The 17,092-nt window shown below is 40.0% G+C and carries 15 protein-coding genes; 6 read left to right on the plus strand and 9 right to left on the minus strand.

Annotation, left to right across the window (positions count from 1 at the left end):
- Positions 1 to 556 precede the first annotated feature (556 nt).
- A complete protein-coding gene (locus tag DXB63_RS10145; protein ID WP_122126306.1) occupies positions 557 to 1,783 on the plus strand; it encodes an anaerobic sulfatase-maturation protein in 1,227 nt (408 codons plus the stop codon).
- A gap of 25 nt (positions 1,784 to 1,808) precedes the next feature.
- Here DXB63_RS10145 and DXB63_RS10150 read toward each other — a convergent pair whose 3' ends face one another.
- From DXB63_RS10150 to DXB63_RS10175, 6 genes are all read right to left on the minus strand, one after another.
- A complete protein-coding gene (locus DXB63_RS10150; protein ID WP_122126307.1) occupies positions 1,809 to 2,390 on the minus strand; it encodes an LUD domain-containing protein in 582 nt (193 codons plus the stop codon).
- A 3-nt stretch (positions 2,391 to 2,393) separates the two neighbouring features.
- A complete protein-coding gene (locus DXB63_RS10155; RefSeq protein ID WP_122126308.1) occupies positions 2,394 to 3,773 on the minus strand; it encodes a lactate utilization protein B in 1,380 nt (459 codons plus the stop codon).
- Positions 3,770 to 4,510 carry a (Fe-S)-binding protein gene (locus DXB63_RS10160; protein WP_122126309.1) on the minus strand — a complete coding sequence of 247 codons (741 nt, stop codon included), beginning with the start codon at positions 4,508 to 4,510 and terminating at the stop codon, positions 3,770 to 3,772. The genes DXB63_RS10155 and DXB63_RS10160 overlap by 4 nt, the downstream gene beginning before the upstream one ends.
- Before the next feature lie 17 nt (positions 4,511 to 4,527).
- Positions 4,528 to 6,033: an L-lactate permease gene (locus DXB63_RS10165; protein ID WP_122126310.1), complete on the minus strand. Its 1,506-nt coding sequence runs from the start codon at positions 6,031 to 6,033 to the stop codon at positions 4,528 to 4,530.
- Positions 6,034 to 6,154: 121 nt separating this feature from the next.
- A complete protein-coding gene (locus DXB63_RS10170) occupies positions 6,155 to 6,700 on the minus strand; it encodes a radical SAM protein (RefSeq protein ID WP_122126311.1) in 546 nt (181 codons plus the stop codon).
- On the minus strand, positions 6,687 to 7,019 hold the full coding sequence (locus DXB63_RS10175; RefSeq protein WP_122126312.1) for a 6-carboxytetrahydropterin synthase: 333 nt from the start codon (positions 7,017 to 7,019) through the stop codon (positions 6,687 to 6,689). Before DXB63_RS10175 ends, DXB63_RS10170 begins: the two co-directional genes overlap by 14 nt.
- 131 nt (positions 7,020 to 7,150) lie before the next feature.
- Here DXB63_RS10175 and DXB63_RS10180 point away from each other — a divergent pair, with 131 nt between their 5' ends.
- The 5 genes from DXB63_RS10180 (at position 7,151) to DXB63_RS10200 (ending at position 13,968) form a co-directional block, all read left to right on the plus strand.
- The gene (locus DXB63_RS10180; protein WP_122126313.1) at positions 7,151 to 9,202 is read left to right on the plus strand and encodes a sensor histidine kinase KdpD; all 2,052 of its coding nucleotides are present in this window, start codon (positions 7,151 to 7,153) and stop codon (positions 9,200 to 9,202) included.
- Positions 9,203 to 9,207: 5 nt separating this feature from the next.
- On the plus strand, positions 9,208 to 9,567 hold the full coding sequence (locus DXB63_RS10185; RefSeq protein ID WP_122126314.1) for a YbaN family protein: 360 nt from the start codon (positions 9,208 to 9,210) through the stop codon (positions 9,565 to 9,567).
- A 90-nt stretch (positions 9,568 to 9,657) separates the two neighbouring features.
- Positions 9,658 to 11,043 carry a T9SS type A sorting domain-containing protein gene (locus DXB63_RS10190; protein WP_122126315.1) on the plus strand — a complete coding sequence of 462 codons (1,386 nt, stop codon included), beginning with the start codon at positions 9,658 to 9,660 and terminating at the stop codon, positions 11,041 to 11,043.
- A 293-nt stretch (positions 11,044 to 11,336) separates the two neighbouring features.
- A complete protein-coding gene (locus DXB63_RS10195) occupies positions 11,337 to 13,334 on the plus strand; it encodes a tetratricopeptide repeat protein (protein ID WP_122126316.1) in 1,998 nt (665 codons plus the stop codon).
- A gap of 19 nt (positions 13,335 to 13,353) precedes the next feature.
- Positions 13,354 to 13,968 (plus strand): L-threonylcarbamoyladenylate synthase, encoded by a 615-nt coding sequence (locus DXB63_RS10200; protein WP_122126317.1) that lies wholly within the window; start codon positions 13,354 to 13,356, stop codon positions 13,966 to 13,968.
- A gap of 48 nt (positions 13,969 to 14,016) precedes the next feature.
- Here the strand turns inward: DXB63_RS10200 and nagB are convergent, their stop codons facing one another.
- From nagB to DXB63_RS10215, 3 genes are all read right to left on the minus strand, one after another.
- Positions 14,017 to 14,829: a glucosamine-6-phosphate deaminase gene (gene nagB / locus DXB63_RS10205; protein ID WP_122126318.1), complete on the minus strand. Its 813-nt coding sequence runs from the start codon at positions 14,827 to 14,829 to the stop codon at positions 14,017 to 14,019.
- Positions 14,830 to 14,868: 39 nt separating this feature from the next.
- Positions 14,869 to 16,059, minus strand: coding sequence for an FprA family A-type flavoprotein (locus tag DXB63_RS10210; RefSeq protein ID WP_122126319.1), 1,191 nt, complete (start codon positions 16,057 to 16,059; stop codon positions 14,869 to 14,871).
- 84 nt (positions 16,060 to 16,143) lie between these two features.
- On the minus strand, positions 16,144 to 17,067 hold the full coding sequence (locus tag DXB63_RS10215; protein ID WP_122126320.1) for a TIGR01212 family radical SAM protein: 924 nt from the start codon (positions 17,065 to 17,067) through the stop codon (positions 16,144 to 16,146).
- Positions 17,068 to 17,092 lie beyond the last annotated feature (25 nt).

Raw genomic sequence — 17,092 nt, forward strand, 5'->3', positions numbered from 1 at the left:
TATAGAATCAATTATAGAAACAAATAATTAACTGTCCAACTTTTGGGGTGCAGTTCACTAAAAAAGTGCTTTCACTATAATTAATTATCAATCAGCAGCAAAGAAGCAAATGGTGATAAGGTGAAGGCAAGTCTAAGTAAAAGTTGAATAACTGCTAAATAGATAAAATGAGTGAACGAAAATCGCCTAAGGGAGTGATGTCTTACACTCCAGTAGATGTAAGCTATCGCTCCCTTGAGCGTTAGTCGTCGCTCCCTTGAGTGATAGGCAACGCTCCCTTAGGCGATTTATATAAATGATCCCGATGCTTTTTACAAACACCTCGATGTTTTTTTAAATCATCAGGTTGATTGAAAAAAACATCAGGTCGTTTGTTGACAAACATACGGTCGATTGATGACAAACTCCTATCGTTTGTAAACAACCGACCGTATCTTAATAATTCAAGGATATGAACCATCAAGCAACTTCATTTTAGGATATTTTTTTTAAGAAACGATACGGAAACTCCTAATTTTATAGTATGTTTGTCGAAACAATATAACCAAATCCGCATATGAGTAATACATTCGCACCTTTCGCACGTCCGCTGTACGTGATGCTAAAGCCTGTGGGAGCTGTGTGCAACCTCGCCTGTGAGTACTGTTACTATCTGGAGAAAGCACGACTATACAAAGAGACGCCCAAACATGTGATGAGCGAGAAATTATTGGAAAAGTTCATCGAAGAATACATAAATTCCCAAACAATGCCGCAAGTGCTCTTCACCTGGCACGGAGGCGAAACATTTATGCGGCCTATCAGCTTTTACAAAAAGGCGATAGAATTGCAGAAAAAGTATGCAAACGGACGCACCATAGACAACTGCATCCAAACAAACGGGACATTGCTAACCGATGAATGGTGTAAGTTTCTAAAGGAGAATAACTTTCTGGTCGGTGTATCCATAGACGGACCGCAAGAATTTCATGATGAATATCGCCGTAACCGGCAAGGTCAACCCTCTTTCCAGAAAGTGATGAAAGGAATCAACCTTTTAAAGAAACATGGAGTGGAGTGGAATGCAATGGCAGTAGTCAATGATTTCAATGCCGATTATCCATTAGACTTCTACCATTTCTTCAAAGAGCTGGATTGCCGTTACATCCAGTTTACCCCTATCGTGGAACGTTTGGGTAAGCGCAAGGACGGACTTACACTCAGCTCTGCAATCCAAAACACAGACGGGACAGAATTGGCAGAATTTAGCATCACGCCGAAACAATGGGGTAACTTTCTTTGTACCATCTTTGACGAATGGATACGGGAAGATGTCGGCAAATTCTTCATTCAGCTATTCGATTCTACATTGGCAAACTGGATTGGTGAGCAACCGGGCGTATGTACACTGGCAAAGACCTGCGGACATGCAGGTGTTATGGAGTTTAACGGAGATGTATACTCCTGCGATCACTTTGTATTCCCGGAATACCGTTTGGGAAATATCTATCAAAAAACACTGGTCGAGATGATGTACAGTCCCGAACAGCAACGTTTCGGCCAGCATAAACAGGATTCACTTCCCCGTCAATGCCGTGAATGTGAATTTCTTTTTGCCTGCAACGGAGAATGTCCTAAAAACCGTTTCATGCATACAGCAGACGGAGAGGCGGGACTGAACTACCTCTGTAAGGGATACCGTCAATTCTTCAAGCATGTAGCTCCTTACATGGATTTCATGAAAAAAGAATTAATGGCTCAACGTCCGCCTGCCAATGTCATGGAATGGATTAAACAACAATAAAACAGTGTCCAAATAACAATACCTGTTATTCCAATATCACTGTCACACCCCGTGCACCATGTGCACCAAACACCAATGCCTGTTCAATATCTGCTGTTTTGGACGGGCCGGAGATGAATGTGCCGAAACCATATTTTCCGGTATTCACAATGAGGTATGCCTCCGCCATATTATTCACTAATTTATCTTTATCCAGCAAGATAACCAGATTCTCCGAAATAAAATAGAGCGACCGGTATTTTACATTCTGTTCTATCCAGACTGCGCCATTCTCTGCAACGCCCAGACATCCACGTATGACGGCTACATCCGTCCCATTCAAATCAGCCGCCGCAGCTACATCATCAGGATTAAAAGTAGCAATCTTTATTTCCGGCAAATCCGAAGCTATCCTTTGAGCATCAGGATACAAATCCCGAATCACCTTATTTATATCCGCCCCCTCTTCTAACACAACGGCCTCACCTCCCACTTGCTTCAGCATAATACCGAATTGCTCCGACTTATCCGGATAAGTCATTAATTCATGTGAATCCAAATCGGGCATTTCATACCGGGTTTGTGTATGTTCACGGATACTCTTCAATATATCTTCTCTACTACTCATACTCTATTTCTTTTTATCGTTCACTTTGTCTTTTTTCCACATTTCATTGAATGACTCACCGGAGAATTCAGGGAGTTCACGTCCCTTGCCCCATGCATCCAAACTGTTATATTTCATAAAGCGCGGTAAATGATTGACAAGCGGAGCCGCCCACAAAGCCGCATTGAAAAGTTTAGGATGCTCCATCAGATACTCCATGCCGCCGGACATGACCTTCTTCGTTGCATCCGCTTTACCGATACCGTCCAAATCCTGTCGCCATTTATAAATCTGTTCCGCTAAATCCACTTTTACCGGACAAACAAAGGAACAGGAATAACAGAGCGAACAGGCAGAAACGTTGTCCGAGTATTTCGTTTCAGATTTCAGCATACCTAAATTAATACCGATAGGGCCCGGAATGAAATAAGTATAAGAATACCCTCCGCTACGACGGTAAACGGGACAAGTATTCATGCACGCACCGCAACGAATGCAGTTCAGAGTTTTGATATGGTCTTTGTTTCCCAAAATCTTACTTCTGCCGTTATCCACAATTACGATATGGAATTCTCCACCTTCACGCGGTTTACGATAATGCGATGTATAAGTGGTTATCGGTTGTCCCGTAGCCGAACGTGCCAACAGACGGGTAAATATCCCCAAAGCTTCCTGCGTAGGCACAATCTTTTCCAATCCCATTCCGGCTATATGTAATTTAGGTATCGAAGTTCCCATATCGGCATTGCCCTCATTCGTGCAAACAACCACTTCTCCCGTAGAAGCTACGGCAAAATTCACTCCGGTCATGGCAGCCTCAGCATGGATAAACCGGTCACGCAAGTTCTTACGGGCAGCATGCGTCAGATAAGTCGGATCGGAATTACCTTTCTCCGTTCCCATCTTTTCTTCAAAAAGTTTACCTACTTCCTCACGCTTAATATGAACAGCAGGAAGCACAATATGACTGGGTGGCAGATTCATTAACTGAAGAATACGTTCACCCAGATCTGATTCAACCGTTTCAATACCCCTTTCTATCAGGTAAGGATTTAATTCACATTCTTCGGCAAGCATGGATTTACTTTTTATGAACTTAGTCACCTTATGTTCTCGAAGAATATTGTATACAATTTCATTATATTCCTCCGCATCTTTCGCCCAATGTACAATAGCACCGTTTGCCGTCGCATTCCGCTCAAACTCTTGAAGTAGCTCTTCCAAATGGCTGTTGGAATATAATTTGATGTCACGTGCCGTGTTCCGTAACCACTCCCACTCCGGAACTTCTTTACTCATTTTATCTCGTTTGGCTCTTACTAACCACAAAGTCTCATCGAACCATGCAGCTTGTTTCTTGTCTTCAAGAAATGCAGAAGCTGCTTTTGCATGTTTGGTACTCATAACTGTGAAGCTAAAATTTCTACAATGTGAATAGTCTTAATAGGAGATTTTTCCCGTTTGATAACTCCTTCCAAGTGCATCAGGCAAGAACTGTCCGCACCTACAATATACTCTGCTCCGGTATTCATGTGGCGGCGTACTTTATCTTCACCCATACAAACAGAAACGGCATCTTCCTCAATGGCAAACATTCCTCCGAACCCACAACACTCATCCGGACGTTCAGGTTCCAAGATCTCAATCCCCTCCACCAAAGAAAGTAAATCGCGCAGCTTATTATAATAAGGTATATTCAACTCGCTTGCAGAGGACAGGTTCAACAAACGTACTCCGTGGCAGCTATTTTGCAAACTGACTTTATGGGGAAACTTCGCCGCCAGATGACTAGGTTTTACCACATCATGGATAAACTCACATAAATCATAAATCTTTCCGTCACTGGTGCAAACATGATTTTCTTTCTTCATCAAACGTCCGTAATTGTCGCGTACAAAAGCCACACAACTTGCCGAAGGACCTACGATATAATCATAGTCTTTAAATTTTTCATCAAACTGCTGTGCCAACCGTATCGATTCATTCTCAAATCCGGCATTCGCCATCGGCTGCCCGCAGCAAGTCTGGTCTAAAGGATAATCCACATCAACTCCCAAACTCTTTAATAGTTTGTATGAAGCGACTCCCACTTTCGGATAAATCGCATTGATGTAACAAGGGATAAATAAACCTACCTTCATAATATTCAATGTTATTTTCAACTAAAAATATACACGATAATTCCCGTAATCACTACATATGCCAATGCATACGGTATAGCCGCTTTCAAAATTTCACCTTCCTGGCCTTGCTGATTACTTGCAGAAGTGGCGATCGCTATACTTTGCGGAGAAATAATCTTTCCGCCTGTAGCCCCTACGGTGTTGGCGGCTGAAAGCCAATCGGGGTTCACATGAATTTGTCCGGCAACGCTCGATTGCAACTTCCCGAAAAGGATATTCGAAGATGTATCGCTTCCCGTTATAAAAGTACCGAGACAACCGATAACCGGAGCAAAAAGTGGATATAAAGCACCTGTAGCTGTGGCAAGGACTGTGGCGATTACTGCAATCATACCGGAATAATCCATGATGGTAGAGAGACCGACCAAACAAATGACAGTGACAAATGTTTTCTTCAATTGTTTTATAGTATTCCACAATACGACAAACAAGTCTTTTACTGATGCACCTTGTATCAATCCACCTACAAAAGTACCAACAAACAATAAAACTCCCGCATGTGTAAGCCAAGAAATTGCATAAACCGTACGTAATCCGTTTATAGGAAATACGATTTCCGTAACCCAATTATTACTGAGGGTATGGCGAAGTCCCGGAAATATCGGACTGGTCAATATAATCAACACCAATATCAGTAGATAAATACTCCATGCATTAGCTATCTTACGAAAGTCTAAATGTACCTTCTTCACCGGTGCTTTATTCTTTCCCGAAGAAGTCAGTTTACCGAAAACTACAATAACAATAATAGAGGCAATACTTCCTATAATTGCCGGAGACTCAGCTCCCATATAACGTGCTGCCAGGTATTGTGTAACCAATGAAACCGCCCCGACCAAAAATGCAAGAAAAAGATTCTTCGGCAAAGACTTCACTTTGGGGTCTGTCAGGAAAAGTAAAACCAAAGGAATAAGAAACATCAGAACGGATAACTGTAATACAATATTTGCACTCAAGTTCATCACATCCAAATTGGTTTCTTTTGCAAGTACCAACACAGGTGTACCGATAGCTCCAAAAGCCGTAGCAACACTATTCGCTATCAAACTCACCACCGCAGAAAATACAGGTTTGAATCCAAGACTAATCAGGATTGCCGCCGGAATGGCAACCGCCGTACCGAACCCCGCCATTGCTTCAAGTAGTCCTCCAAATCCCCATGTCAATAACAAAACCTGAATACTCTTATCCGTGGATATAGAAGAAAATTGCTCTTTGATAATTTCCATTCTTCCGGTCTTCAATAAAACGTTGTAACTGAATATCGCCATCACAATGATAAATAAGATGGGTGATACAGCTTTTAAAGCACCGTACAGAAAAGAATAAAACAAATCTTTTACCGGAAAGCTAAATGCAAACAAGGCAACCAAGATTGTTACCCCTAAAGATATCACACTACTCTTATCACCGGACATTTTTAAAACAGCCATCAGAAAGATAAGAAGAAGAACAGGCAAAATAGCGAATACAAGTTCCATAATATCAAATGCTAATAGATAATTTCAAGCTAACTGTATCTATTAACAATTCATACGATTGTTTGTTCTCAAACGTCTTGATGTTTTTAAATAACGCCGGATTATCCCGGATAACAAAATTTTATGGTATATCAATCAGTTTATGAGTCTGCAAACTCAACCGCCATCGGGGATGCTCCAAAATATACGATACAACTTCTGCCGTATTCTTTCCCGAACAAGGTTGTAGAAAATAATGTAAAGCAGAAATACCCTCATACATACTTATATCCTGTCCCTCATAAACGACTTTCAGTTCATCAATATGCGTAACCTTTAGTGCTCCTCCTTTCTTAGGCGAACAAGTTACCCAATCCAGATTAACAGGAAGATGTCTTGTTCCATTCGTTTCAATACTCACGTATTTATCAACTGAATGCAATAGTTCCACAAAAGCCTCATCAATCCATAAACCGGGTTCGCCACCCGTCAAAACAACCATCTTTGCAGGATACTTACAAACCTCTGCAAGAATGGCTTCATCCGTCATCATCACACCGTTTTCATGCTGCGTATCACAGAAAGAACATTTCAAATTGCAACCAGAGAAACGGATAAAGACAGCCGGAGTACCGGTATAATATCCTTCCCCTTGAAGACTATAAAATATTTCATTAATCTTCCTCATAGACTGCAATATTTCCTTCGGACTCCTGAACCTCGACACGATAACAATACGGAACCTGCTCACATACCCAACGAGCTATATTTTCAGCCGTAGTATTGAAGGGAAGTACTTCATTCAAATTTTGATGATCAAGACGAGACATTACTTTCTCTTTGACATGGGTAAAATCCACCACCATACCATCTTCATTCAACTCTTTTGAACGACAATAGATCGTGATAATCCAATTGTGACCATGCAGATTCTCACATTTACTTTGATAAGAGAGCTTCAGGCTGTGTGAAGCCGAAATCTCCATTCGTTTAATAATTGTATACATTTTGTGTTATAATATAAATTAGATACACTGTGCCTAATGTCACCTCGACACCGTGCAAAAATAATAAATACCGGAAAAATAATAAAGCTTTTCGCTCGAAAGTATTATATTTGTGCAATGATAAAATTCACATGATGAAAAAGATAATACTACTTTATATCATCTGTTCATTTTACAGCCTAATAGTTCAAGCTGCAGATAATCAGATAATAGATAGCCTGAAGTTCCGACTGGACCGAACTGTTGAACCACAAAAAAGAGTCGATATACTGATTAATCTCTATGATTTAAGCGAATCTACAGAACATGAACTACCTTATGCATATCAATTATACAACGAAGCCAAAAATATAAAAGATCAATTTGCCCTTGCCACTCCACTGGGCACAATAACTTCTCATCTTTTGGAAGCAAACCGAACAGACTCCCTTGATTACTATTTGGACTATGCGGAGAATCTACTTAAAGGCAGTGCTTACGACGGACTAACCGACTATTATCGAATGACTTCCAAAGCGAGAATATTGCAGACCGCCAAACGCGAAGAGATTGCTAAGTTATGCGACAAATATAATAAAGAGTTGGAAGCACGGAAGAAAAAAGAGACTCCATTCCAGACAGCAGAAAGATTGTTCCTTTCGGGCATTATCACTTACCAGTTAATGTCTCTTTCTGAAAAATCTGACTGGAGCAAAGGGTTACCCTATTGGGAAGAAGCGTGGGCACTGGCTCAGAGTTTCCCGCTGATGACGCGAAAGAATTTCTCGGCCAATTTATGCGTATGCCTATTACCTTCTTATGCATATATAAAAAGCAACCAGAAAATGATAAATGTAGCCAATACATATCTGAGTAATTTAGATAGATATTATGAACAAGAAGAGATAAAGAAGCGCAGACCATTTATCAACAAAGATATACCTTATGCCATCTGCTACCAACAACTCATAACAAGTGACAACATCATCGGCAAAGAAAAAGCTCATGAATATTATCTGCGTTATTGCGACTTTATATATCAAAAGAAAGGAGATTCCTTGCTACGTAACAAAACATTCTTTTATGATATCAGTTGCAGGCATTATCTAAACAGAAAAGATTATGAAAATGCTTTGGCTTACAAAGATTCTTTAATTCAACTCATGGAAACAGGTGGGGCACTTACAACGACTAAAACCGGACATTATAAAAGTAGAGCCGCAATCTTAGCCCAATGGGGTAAATATAAAGAGGCGTGCGAAGCATACGAAAAGGCAATCAAAGCACAAGATTCTTTAATTGAAAAAGAATATGTAGGTAAGGTAAGTGAGATGAGAGTGAAACATGATGTGGACAAACTTGAGCTGGCTAATACGACTCTGCTGGCCGAGAAGCGTAAAACAGCACTTTACTTCGCCCTCTGTTTGATTCTTATAACCATTTCCATAAGCATATACTTATACTTGAACTTAAAAAAGGTGACTCATTTACAGAAAGAGTTAATCCGCGAAAGCGCCCGTGCACAAGAAAGTGAAAACATGAAAACTGCTTTTATCAACTCTATGTGCCATGAGATACGTACACCGCTAAATGCTATTTGCGGATTTTCGGAACTTATGTCTGATGAATCCCTAAGCAAAGAAGAAAAAAGAGACTTTCCGAATATTATCCAAGGAAACACAAAAATATTGACTTCTTTAATGAACGATATCTTAGAGGTTGCTAATCTCGACAGTTCTTCCAACATATTTCCGATGGAAGATACCGATGTTACTACCATCTGTAATACAGAAATGGAACGTCTTGAAGCAAACGAGAAGAAGCCTAATATTGAATATAAACTGATAATGCCTGAAGAGAATCTCACTATAAAAACAAACGCACGATATTTTGCTTTAATGATACGTTCTTTATTGGATAATGCGAACAAATTTACCGAGAAAGGTTCAATTACACTGGAATCTCACGTCAACACAGAGAAACACGAAGCAGTATTCAGTGTGACCGACACAGGATGCGGTATTCCAAAAGAAAAATACGAATATATATTCCAACGTTTCTCCAAACTGGATGAATTCACGCAAGGAACAGGACTGGGATTATATATCTGTAAGATAATAGCTCAACGTATGGACGGGCATATTTATATAGATCCGGAATATACACAAGGTACTAAATTTGTTATTACTATTCCCGTTGCCTAAAGACAATGAGATACCTATATATTATCTTAGGCAGCATATCATTGGCTTTAGGGATTATCGGAATATTTCTACCGTTATTGCCCACGACACCGTTCCTGCTACTCACTGCAGCGTTATATTGCAAAGGATCTCCACGTCTTTACAATTGGTTATTAAACCAGAGGCAGTTAGGTCCGTATATACGGAATTTCAGAGAGCATAAAGCTATACCGCTAAGAGCAAAAATCCTATCTGTATCCCTTATCTGGATTACTATACTTTACTGTATCTTTTATGTGGTGCCTTTCGTCTGGTTGAAACTTCTTCTTGCTGTCATCGCAATTTGTACGACATGGCATATACTCTCTTATAAAACGTTGAAATGAAACCAATAATAAATATTCCAACAATATTGTTAGGTTATGAAAAACATATTCGTTACATTTGTATATCTACAAACTAACAAATAAACAGACATGAAAAAAACTTTATCTGCTATGCTGGTTATGCTTATATGTAGCATCCCTTTGAGTTCACAACCGAGCTTGACGAAAATCTTCCGTTCTAAAACGCCGCAAAGAGAAACAAGTATCCCCCATCCCGTAACAATGTCTTCCCGGGCTGATGGAGTGCAACACGTACAACCGATGCATTCATTACTGTATGCAGCATACGATTCGAGTGGAATACCCGATACACTGACGTATGACCGTTTCGGCAATCTGACAGAACATATAGTTTCTATTATAAAGGATGTATGGGAATATGATTCCACAGGTAAAATACTTCTAAATAATTACACCTCATCACGTGTATCACCGGAACATCCGTGGGAAAAGCCGGAACCGGTCAATTATGAACGTTTTACAACGCTCAATGACCAAAACATCCGTATCTCCATTCAAGACAAAGATTATGATGAAATCAAACTCAATGAACGCGGATTAGTAACAAGCTACAAGAGTGAAGATGCTACAGATTTGGAGGAAGGCACACAAACATGGGACGGTAATCGTTTAACCGGAGCCATGTTCCACAGCAGCAGTGACAACGGTTCTGAAGAAGGATATATGGAACTCAACAATATTGAATTTGTATTCTCAAGTACCCCGTTTAACCCTTACAAGATAAACAGCTTTATCTATTTGTTCGGCATTGACGAAGAAACTATATTGAAATGGGGAATAGACCATACTCCGCCTTTCTTCGGAATCAACGCCACAGGAAAGATGAAATCCGTTTCAGAAGGCGAAACAATAGAGAGTCCGATGACAATCGACTGTATAGGAGAAGAATTGGAAGCAGGCAAACCGCAGGCTTTTAGAATGAACATTGCATTGACCGCTATTAATATGCCTGTAGCCATGTCATATAGATATGAGCCTACTGACTATAATGGCAGTTTCATACTTACGAACACGGATTACATGAACGATGAAATGGACGTTTACACGTGTGAATATAATGATCACAAAGATATTACCAAACTCCAGATAGTTAGTTCACATCTATTCACAGATGATCAATACGCAGATGAAGAAGAGAGCGCAACCGCACGTTTCGACTGGCAATATGATGCATCCGGCAACCCGCTTCAAGTTGAAATATACGCAGACGAGACGCTCGCTTTTAAAGAGGTATTCACAGCATGGCATGATCCGTCCGGCATCAGTGTAACTTCCGCTACCAACGCAACAGTATTAGAAGCAACGCTCTATACACTCAACGGTACTCCTATACGTACTCTAAACGCAGAAGAAGCACAAGCGGAAAGTATAGAAACTCCGGACAAAGGTATTTATCTGCTGGTAATTAAAACCGATAAAGGAACACAAGTTCGCAAAATAGCAGCGACAAAATAATTATCCCTTAACAAACGAATAAGGAAGCCGGTAATTATTGCCGGCTTTTTTATTGGCTGCTTATCCATTCATACGGTCATTTGAATCGTTTCACCCGGGCAAACCTGTCGTTTACCCAAGGGAAGCTTGTCGTTCAGCCCGGCTCAAACGATAGGATGTGCCCAGTGAAACGATTCAAGCGTTAGGAACAACGAATCTGCCGAAGCCCTCTAAATCTTTTTATAAATACGTCCGTTATTTGCGTACATCCGCAGATTTATCGTATTTTTGTAAGGTTATAAAATAACGGAACCGTGAAGTTTACATTAGATACCGACAATAAAGAGTTTCAGGATGCGCTGAATCTGATTCAGTACACGCGCCAATCCGTATTCCTGACCGGAAAAGCCGGGACGGGTAAATCTACTTTTTTAAAATACGTCTGCGAAATCACTAAAAAGAAACATATCGTGCTCGCACCGACAGGTATCGCCGCTATTAATGCAGGTGGAAGTACACTGCACAGTTTCTTTAAACTACCGTTTTATCCGTTACTACCGGATGATCCCAACTTTAGTCTGCAAGGAGGCAAACTACAGAATTTCCTGAAATACTCTTCCGCCCATAAGAAACTGATAAAGAACGTGGAACTGATTATTATTGATGAAATATCAATGGTACGGGCGGACATTATCGATTTTATAGATAAAGTGTTGCGAGTATATTCACAGAATATGCGGGAACCTTTCGGTGGAAAACAAATCCTGTTAGTAGGAGATGTCTATCAGTTGGAACCGGTGATAAAATCCGACGAGCGGGAAATATTGAACCGCTTCTATCCCACTCCTTATTTCTTCTCGGCAAAAGTATTCAACGAGATGGAACTCGTGTCCATTGAGCTGACTAAAGTCTATCGACAAACGGATAAAGTATTTGTCAATGTATTGGACCATATACGTACCAACACAGCCGGAGCATCGGAGTTACAGTTATTAAACACCCGCTACAACACCAAGATTGAGGAATCAGAACAGGATATGTATATCACCCTCGCCACACGTCGCGATAATGTAGATTATATCAACGAAAAGAAACTGGCGGAATTACCGGGAGAATCGGTTATCTTCTCCGGAGAAATCACCGGTGAATTTCCGGAAAGCAGTTTACCGACACAGATGGACTTGGAGCTAAAAGTCGGTGCACAGATTATCTTCATCAAAAACGATTATGAACGCCGTTGGGTAAACGGAACTATCGGCGTAATCTCCGGCATAGACAATGACGGTACTATCTACGTCATCACGAACGATGGTAAAGAATGTGATGTAAATAAGGACTCTTGGCGGAATATCCGCTATATATATAATGAGAAAGAGAAAAGAGTTGAAGAAAAGGAATTAGGTGTCTTTACACAATATCCTATCCGACTGGCATGGGCTATTACCGTACATAAAAGTCAAGGACTGACATTCAGCCGGGTTGTTATAGACTTTACCGGAGGAGTATTTGCAGGAGGTCAAGCATACGTAGCATTAAGCCGATGCACTTCTCTGGATGGTATTCAGCTTAAAAAGCAAATCACCAGAGGAGATATCTTCGTGCGTCCTGAAATCGTGAAGTTCGCAGAACGATTCAATAACCAACAAGCCATAGACAAGGCACTAAAACAAGCACAGGCAGATATTCAATACACCGAAGCCATTAAGCAGTTTGATGAAGGAAACTTCGACGAGTTTCTCGAACAATTCTTTCTTGCCATCCATTCCCGCTATGACATAGAAAAACCGTTGGCAAAACGGTATATCAGGAAGAAACTGGGAATTATCAACCAACTGAAAAAAGAAAATACCCGACTAAAAGAATCCATAAGAAATAAGGAAAAGAATCTGCAAAAGTACGCCAAAGAGTATTATCAGATGGGTAACGAATGTATCACTCAAGCCCGTGATGCGCGTGCAGCGATAGCCAATTATAATAAAGCGATAGAACTTGATGGAAAATTTGTAGATGCATGGATAAGAAAAGGCATCACACTCCACAATGAAAGCGATTATCACGAAGCCGAAGCATGTTTTAACCAAGCCGTGAAACTCAGTCCGAGATTATTCAAAGCGGTATATAATCGGGGAAAGAACCGCATTGCTACCGGAAATTATGAGGGAGCCGTTTCCGACCTTGACCGTGCCTGCACCATCAAGCAAGACCATCCCAAGGCGCACGAACTGCTGGGAGATGCTTTTTCCAAACTCGGCAAGATGGATGAAGCCGCCTTGCATTGGGAGATAGCGGAAAGACTACGAGAGAAATCTTAACCAATAAACCTTTAAATATATGCTATTAAAACTCTACGACAAGAATAACAATCCTAATGATATCGTAGAAATCATCAGGATTCTTGAGAACGGCGGACTTATCATCTACCCGACAGATACCAAATATGCCATCGGCTGCCACGGATTGAAAGAACGTGCCATCGAACGTATATGCAAAATAAAGAACATAGATCCCAAGAAGAATAACTTATCTATTATTTGCTATGATTTGAGCAATATCAGTGAATATGCAAAAGTAGACAACGGTACATTTAAACTGATGAAACGAAATCTTCCTGGGCCTTTCACCTTCATTTTAACTACAGGAAGCCGTCTTCCCAAGATATTCCGTAACCGAAAAGAAGTAGGAATCCGTGTACCGGACAATAACATTATCAGGGAAATCTGTCGGCAGTTGGATGCTCCTATCATGACTACCACTCTACCATACAATGAAAAAGAAGATATCGAATATAGCACTACTCCCGAACTAATCGAGGAGAAATTCGGTAACGAAGTAGATTTGGTTATTGACGGAGGCATCGGCGGAGTTGAGCCTTCCACTATTGTAGACTGCACGGATGGAAAAACAGAAATCATCCGTCAAGGAAAAGGTTGGCTGGACGAAGGGTAATAAAAAAGCGACCACAATTACCCGTGATCGCCCTTTGTATCTTTCATCTTATTTCAATAAGTTCTGAGGATCTAAATTATCAGCTTCAATATCTTTGAAATAGCGATAAGTACCGACTTTCAATTCTACCGTTGCAGCATCATCACATACAATAATTCCCTTTTCATGTAACTGAAGAGCACTAATCGTCCACATCTGTGTTATAGCACCTTCTACTGCATGATAAAGTGCCCGTGCCTTATTATGACCGTTCACAATAATCAAAACTTCCTTTGCAGACAATACAGTACCAACACCTACTGTCAGAGAGGTCTTAGGAACTTTATTCACATCGTTATCAAAAAAACGGGAATTTGCAATGATCGTATCTGTTGTCAGAGTCTTTACACGAGTACGCGAAGATAAAGAAGAGCCCGGTTCATTAAATGCAATATGACCATCCGGCCCAATACCACCTAGGAACAAGTCGATACCGCCATAAAATTTAATCTTTTCTTCATAGCGAGCACATTCAGCTTCCAAATCAGCAGCATTACCATTTAAGATATTTACATTATCCGGATTAACATCTACATGACTGAAAAAGTTATTCCACATAAATGAATGATAACTTTCCGGATGATCCTTAGGAAGCCCTACATATTCATCCATATTGAAAGTCACAACATTCTTAAAAGATACGATGCCTTTCTTGTTCAAATCGATCAAAGCCTTATACATACCAAGAGGTGAAGACCCGGTAGGTAAACCTAAGACAAAAGGTTTTTCAGCAGTAGGCTGAGCCTTATTTATCTTTGCAGCTACATAGTTGGCAGCCCATTGAGAAATAGTCTGATAATCAGGCTGAATTATTAATCTCATAAGTTTTGTTGGTTTAAATCTGTTATTTTATTAGGTTTATTAATTTCTATCTGCTTTAAGACGGTCCGCCATAGCCTTTCCCAATTCACGACACATCTTATAAACGTCAGCTTTCATTCCCTGTTTCATATCGACCGGATTACCTACCAGCTCAAATTTTAGTTTCTCATTATACTCACCGATACGCTTTACAGCCGCACTTGCCCAACAGAAAGAGCCGAAATACCCCATATATCTTCCCTTAACATCACGTACCGCAATTTTTGAAAGCAACGCTTCCACTTCCGGATATATCTGGTTACTATAAGTAGGACCGCCGATAATCAATCCCTTATAACGAAATATATCTGCCAGAATATAAGAGTGATTTGTATTGGAAACATTATGAATAACAATATTCTTGATGCCTTGTTCATAAAGTTCTTCAGCTATGGCTTCTGCCATTTGTTCGGTATTACCATACATACTTCCATAGGCAATCACGACCCCTTCTTCCGCTTCATAACGGCTTAATTTATCATAAACGCCAACGACTCTAGGGATATTCTCCCCTGTCCAGACAGGACCATGAGTAGAACAAATTGTAGATACAGGAAGACCACCAAGTTTTTGCAAAGCCTTCTGAACAGGCGAACCATACTTTCCAACTATATTGGAATAGTAACGCACCATTTCTTTCCAGTATATATCCGTATTAATTTTTGAATCGATAACTCCACCATTCAAAGCTCCGAAACAACCGAAAGCATCACCTGAGAAAAGAATACCGTCTGTTTCGTCAAAAGTCATCATTGTTTCCGGCCAATGAACCATCGGAGTAAGATAAAAACGAAGTTTATGATGTCCCAATGCCAGAAAATCACCGTCACCTACAAGATAACGTTCACCGGTTACTCCATAAAAGCCTTCAATCATGCCGAATGTTTGCTTATTACCAACAATAACGATATCAGGATAATGCTGCTTTATCAGACTAATCGAGCCGGAATGATCCGGTTCCATATGATTGATTATAAGATAGTTTATAGGCTTATCACCTATTACTCTCTTTATTTTTTCAAGAAAAACTTCAAAATAGCAAATGTCCACGGTATCAACAAGTGCAATCATATCGTCATCAATCAGATATGAATTATAAGATACACCGTAAGGTAATGGCCAAAGTCCTTCAAACAATGCCTTATTGCGATCATTCACACCTACATAATGTACTTTTCCTTTTATATTCATCTCTTCTTTATAGTTTTGTTATTTATATTATATTGTATAAGCAAAGTCATTCTTTATATTTACGGCAAAAATACTGATAATTTCTCAATCCACATACATCTTTCCTTGATAAGCCCCTCTTTCTTGCATTCTTTTTTTAACTCTTTCAGTAAATTCATAATTCTTTAGGCCCCAATCCGGAGCTATAAGCAACTCCTTAGGAGATTGTGAGACAAAACGTTCCAAAATGATGTCCGGGCGTAGACGCTCTACATAGTCAATTACAAGATCAATGTATTCATCAACCTCATAAAGATGGAACAATTCCGGATTCATCATATATTCTTTTGCCATTTTCGTACCCCGTATTAATTGAAGTTGATGTAATTTTAATGTAGTCAACGGTAAACGTGATAATTGAGTTGCCTGCTTCATTATTTGTTCGTGCGATTCCCCGGGCAGTCCTAATATAATATGACCACCAACATAAATGTCTCTCTCAACCGTCCTATTCACTGCATCTATCGTATCAGCATAAGTATGACCGCGATTTATACGTTGCAATGTCACATCATCTGTGCTCTCAATTCCATATTCCACTAATAAAAAGACTTTTTTGGACAGTTCTTGCAGATAATTCAATAACTCATCCGGCATACAATCAGGACGAGTGCCTATCACTATACCAACAACATCCTCTACTTCCAATGCTTGTTCGTATTTCCGTTTTAGTTCTTCCAACTCATCATAGGTATTTGTGTATGCCTGAAAGTATGCCAAATACTTCATCTCCGGATATTTCCTGGAAAAGAAGACACGTCCTTCTTCCAATTGCTCTCGAACTGTTTTTTCCGTTTTACAATATTCAGGATTAAACGTCTGATTATTACAATATGTACACCCCCCCAACCCTTTGGTTCCATCCCTATTCGGACAAGTGAATCCTGCGTTTATTGAGATCTTTTGAACCTTACAATTAAAATGCTGACGAAGGAAAGTCGAGAAATCATTATATAAGAATTTCGTCATTATACTATCTTTTTGCGCAAACTTA

Source organism: Bacteroides sp. OM05-12, assembly GCF_003438995.1.
Taxonomy (GTDB): domain Bacteria; phylum Bacteroidota; class Bacteroidia; order Bacteroidales; family Bacteroidaceae; genus Bacteroides.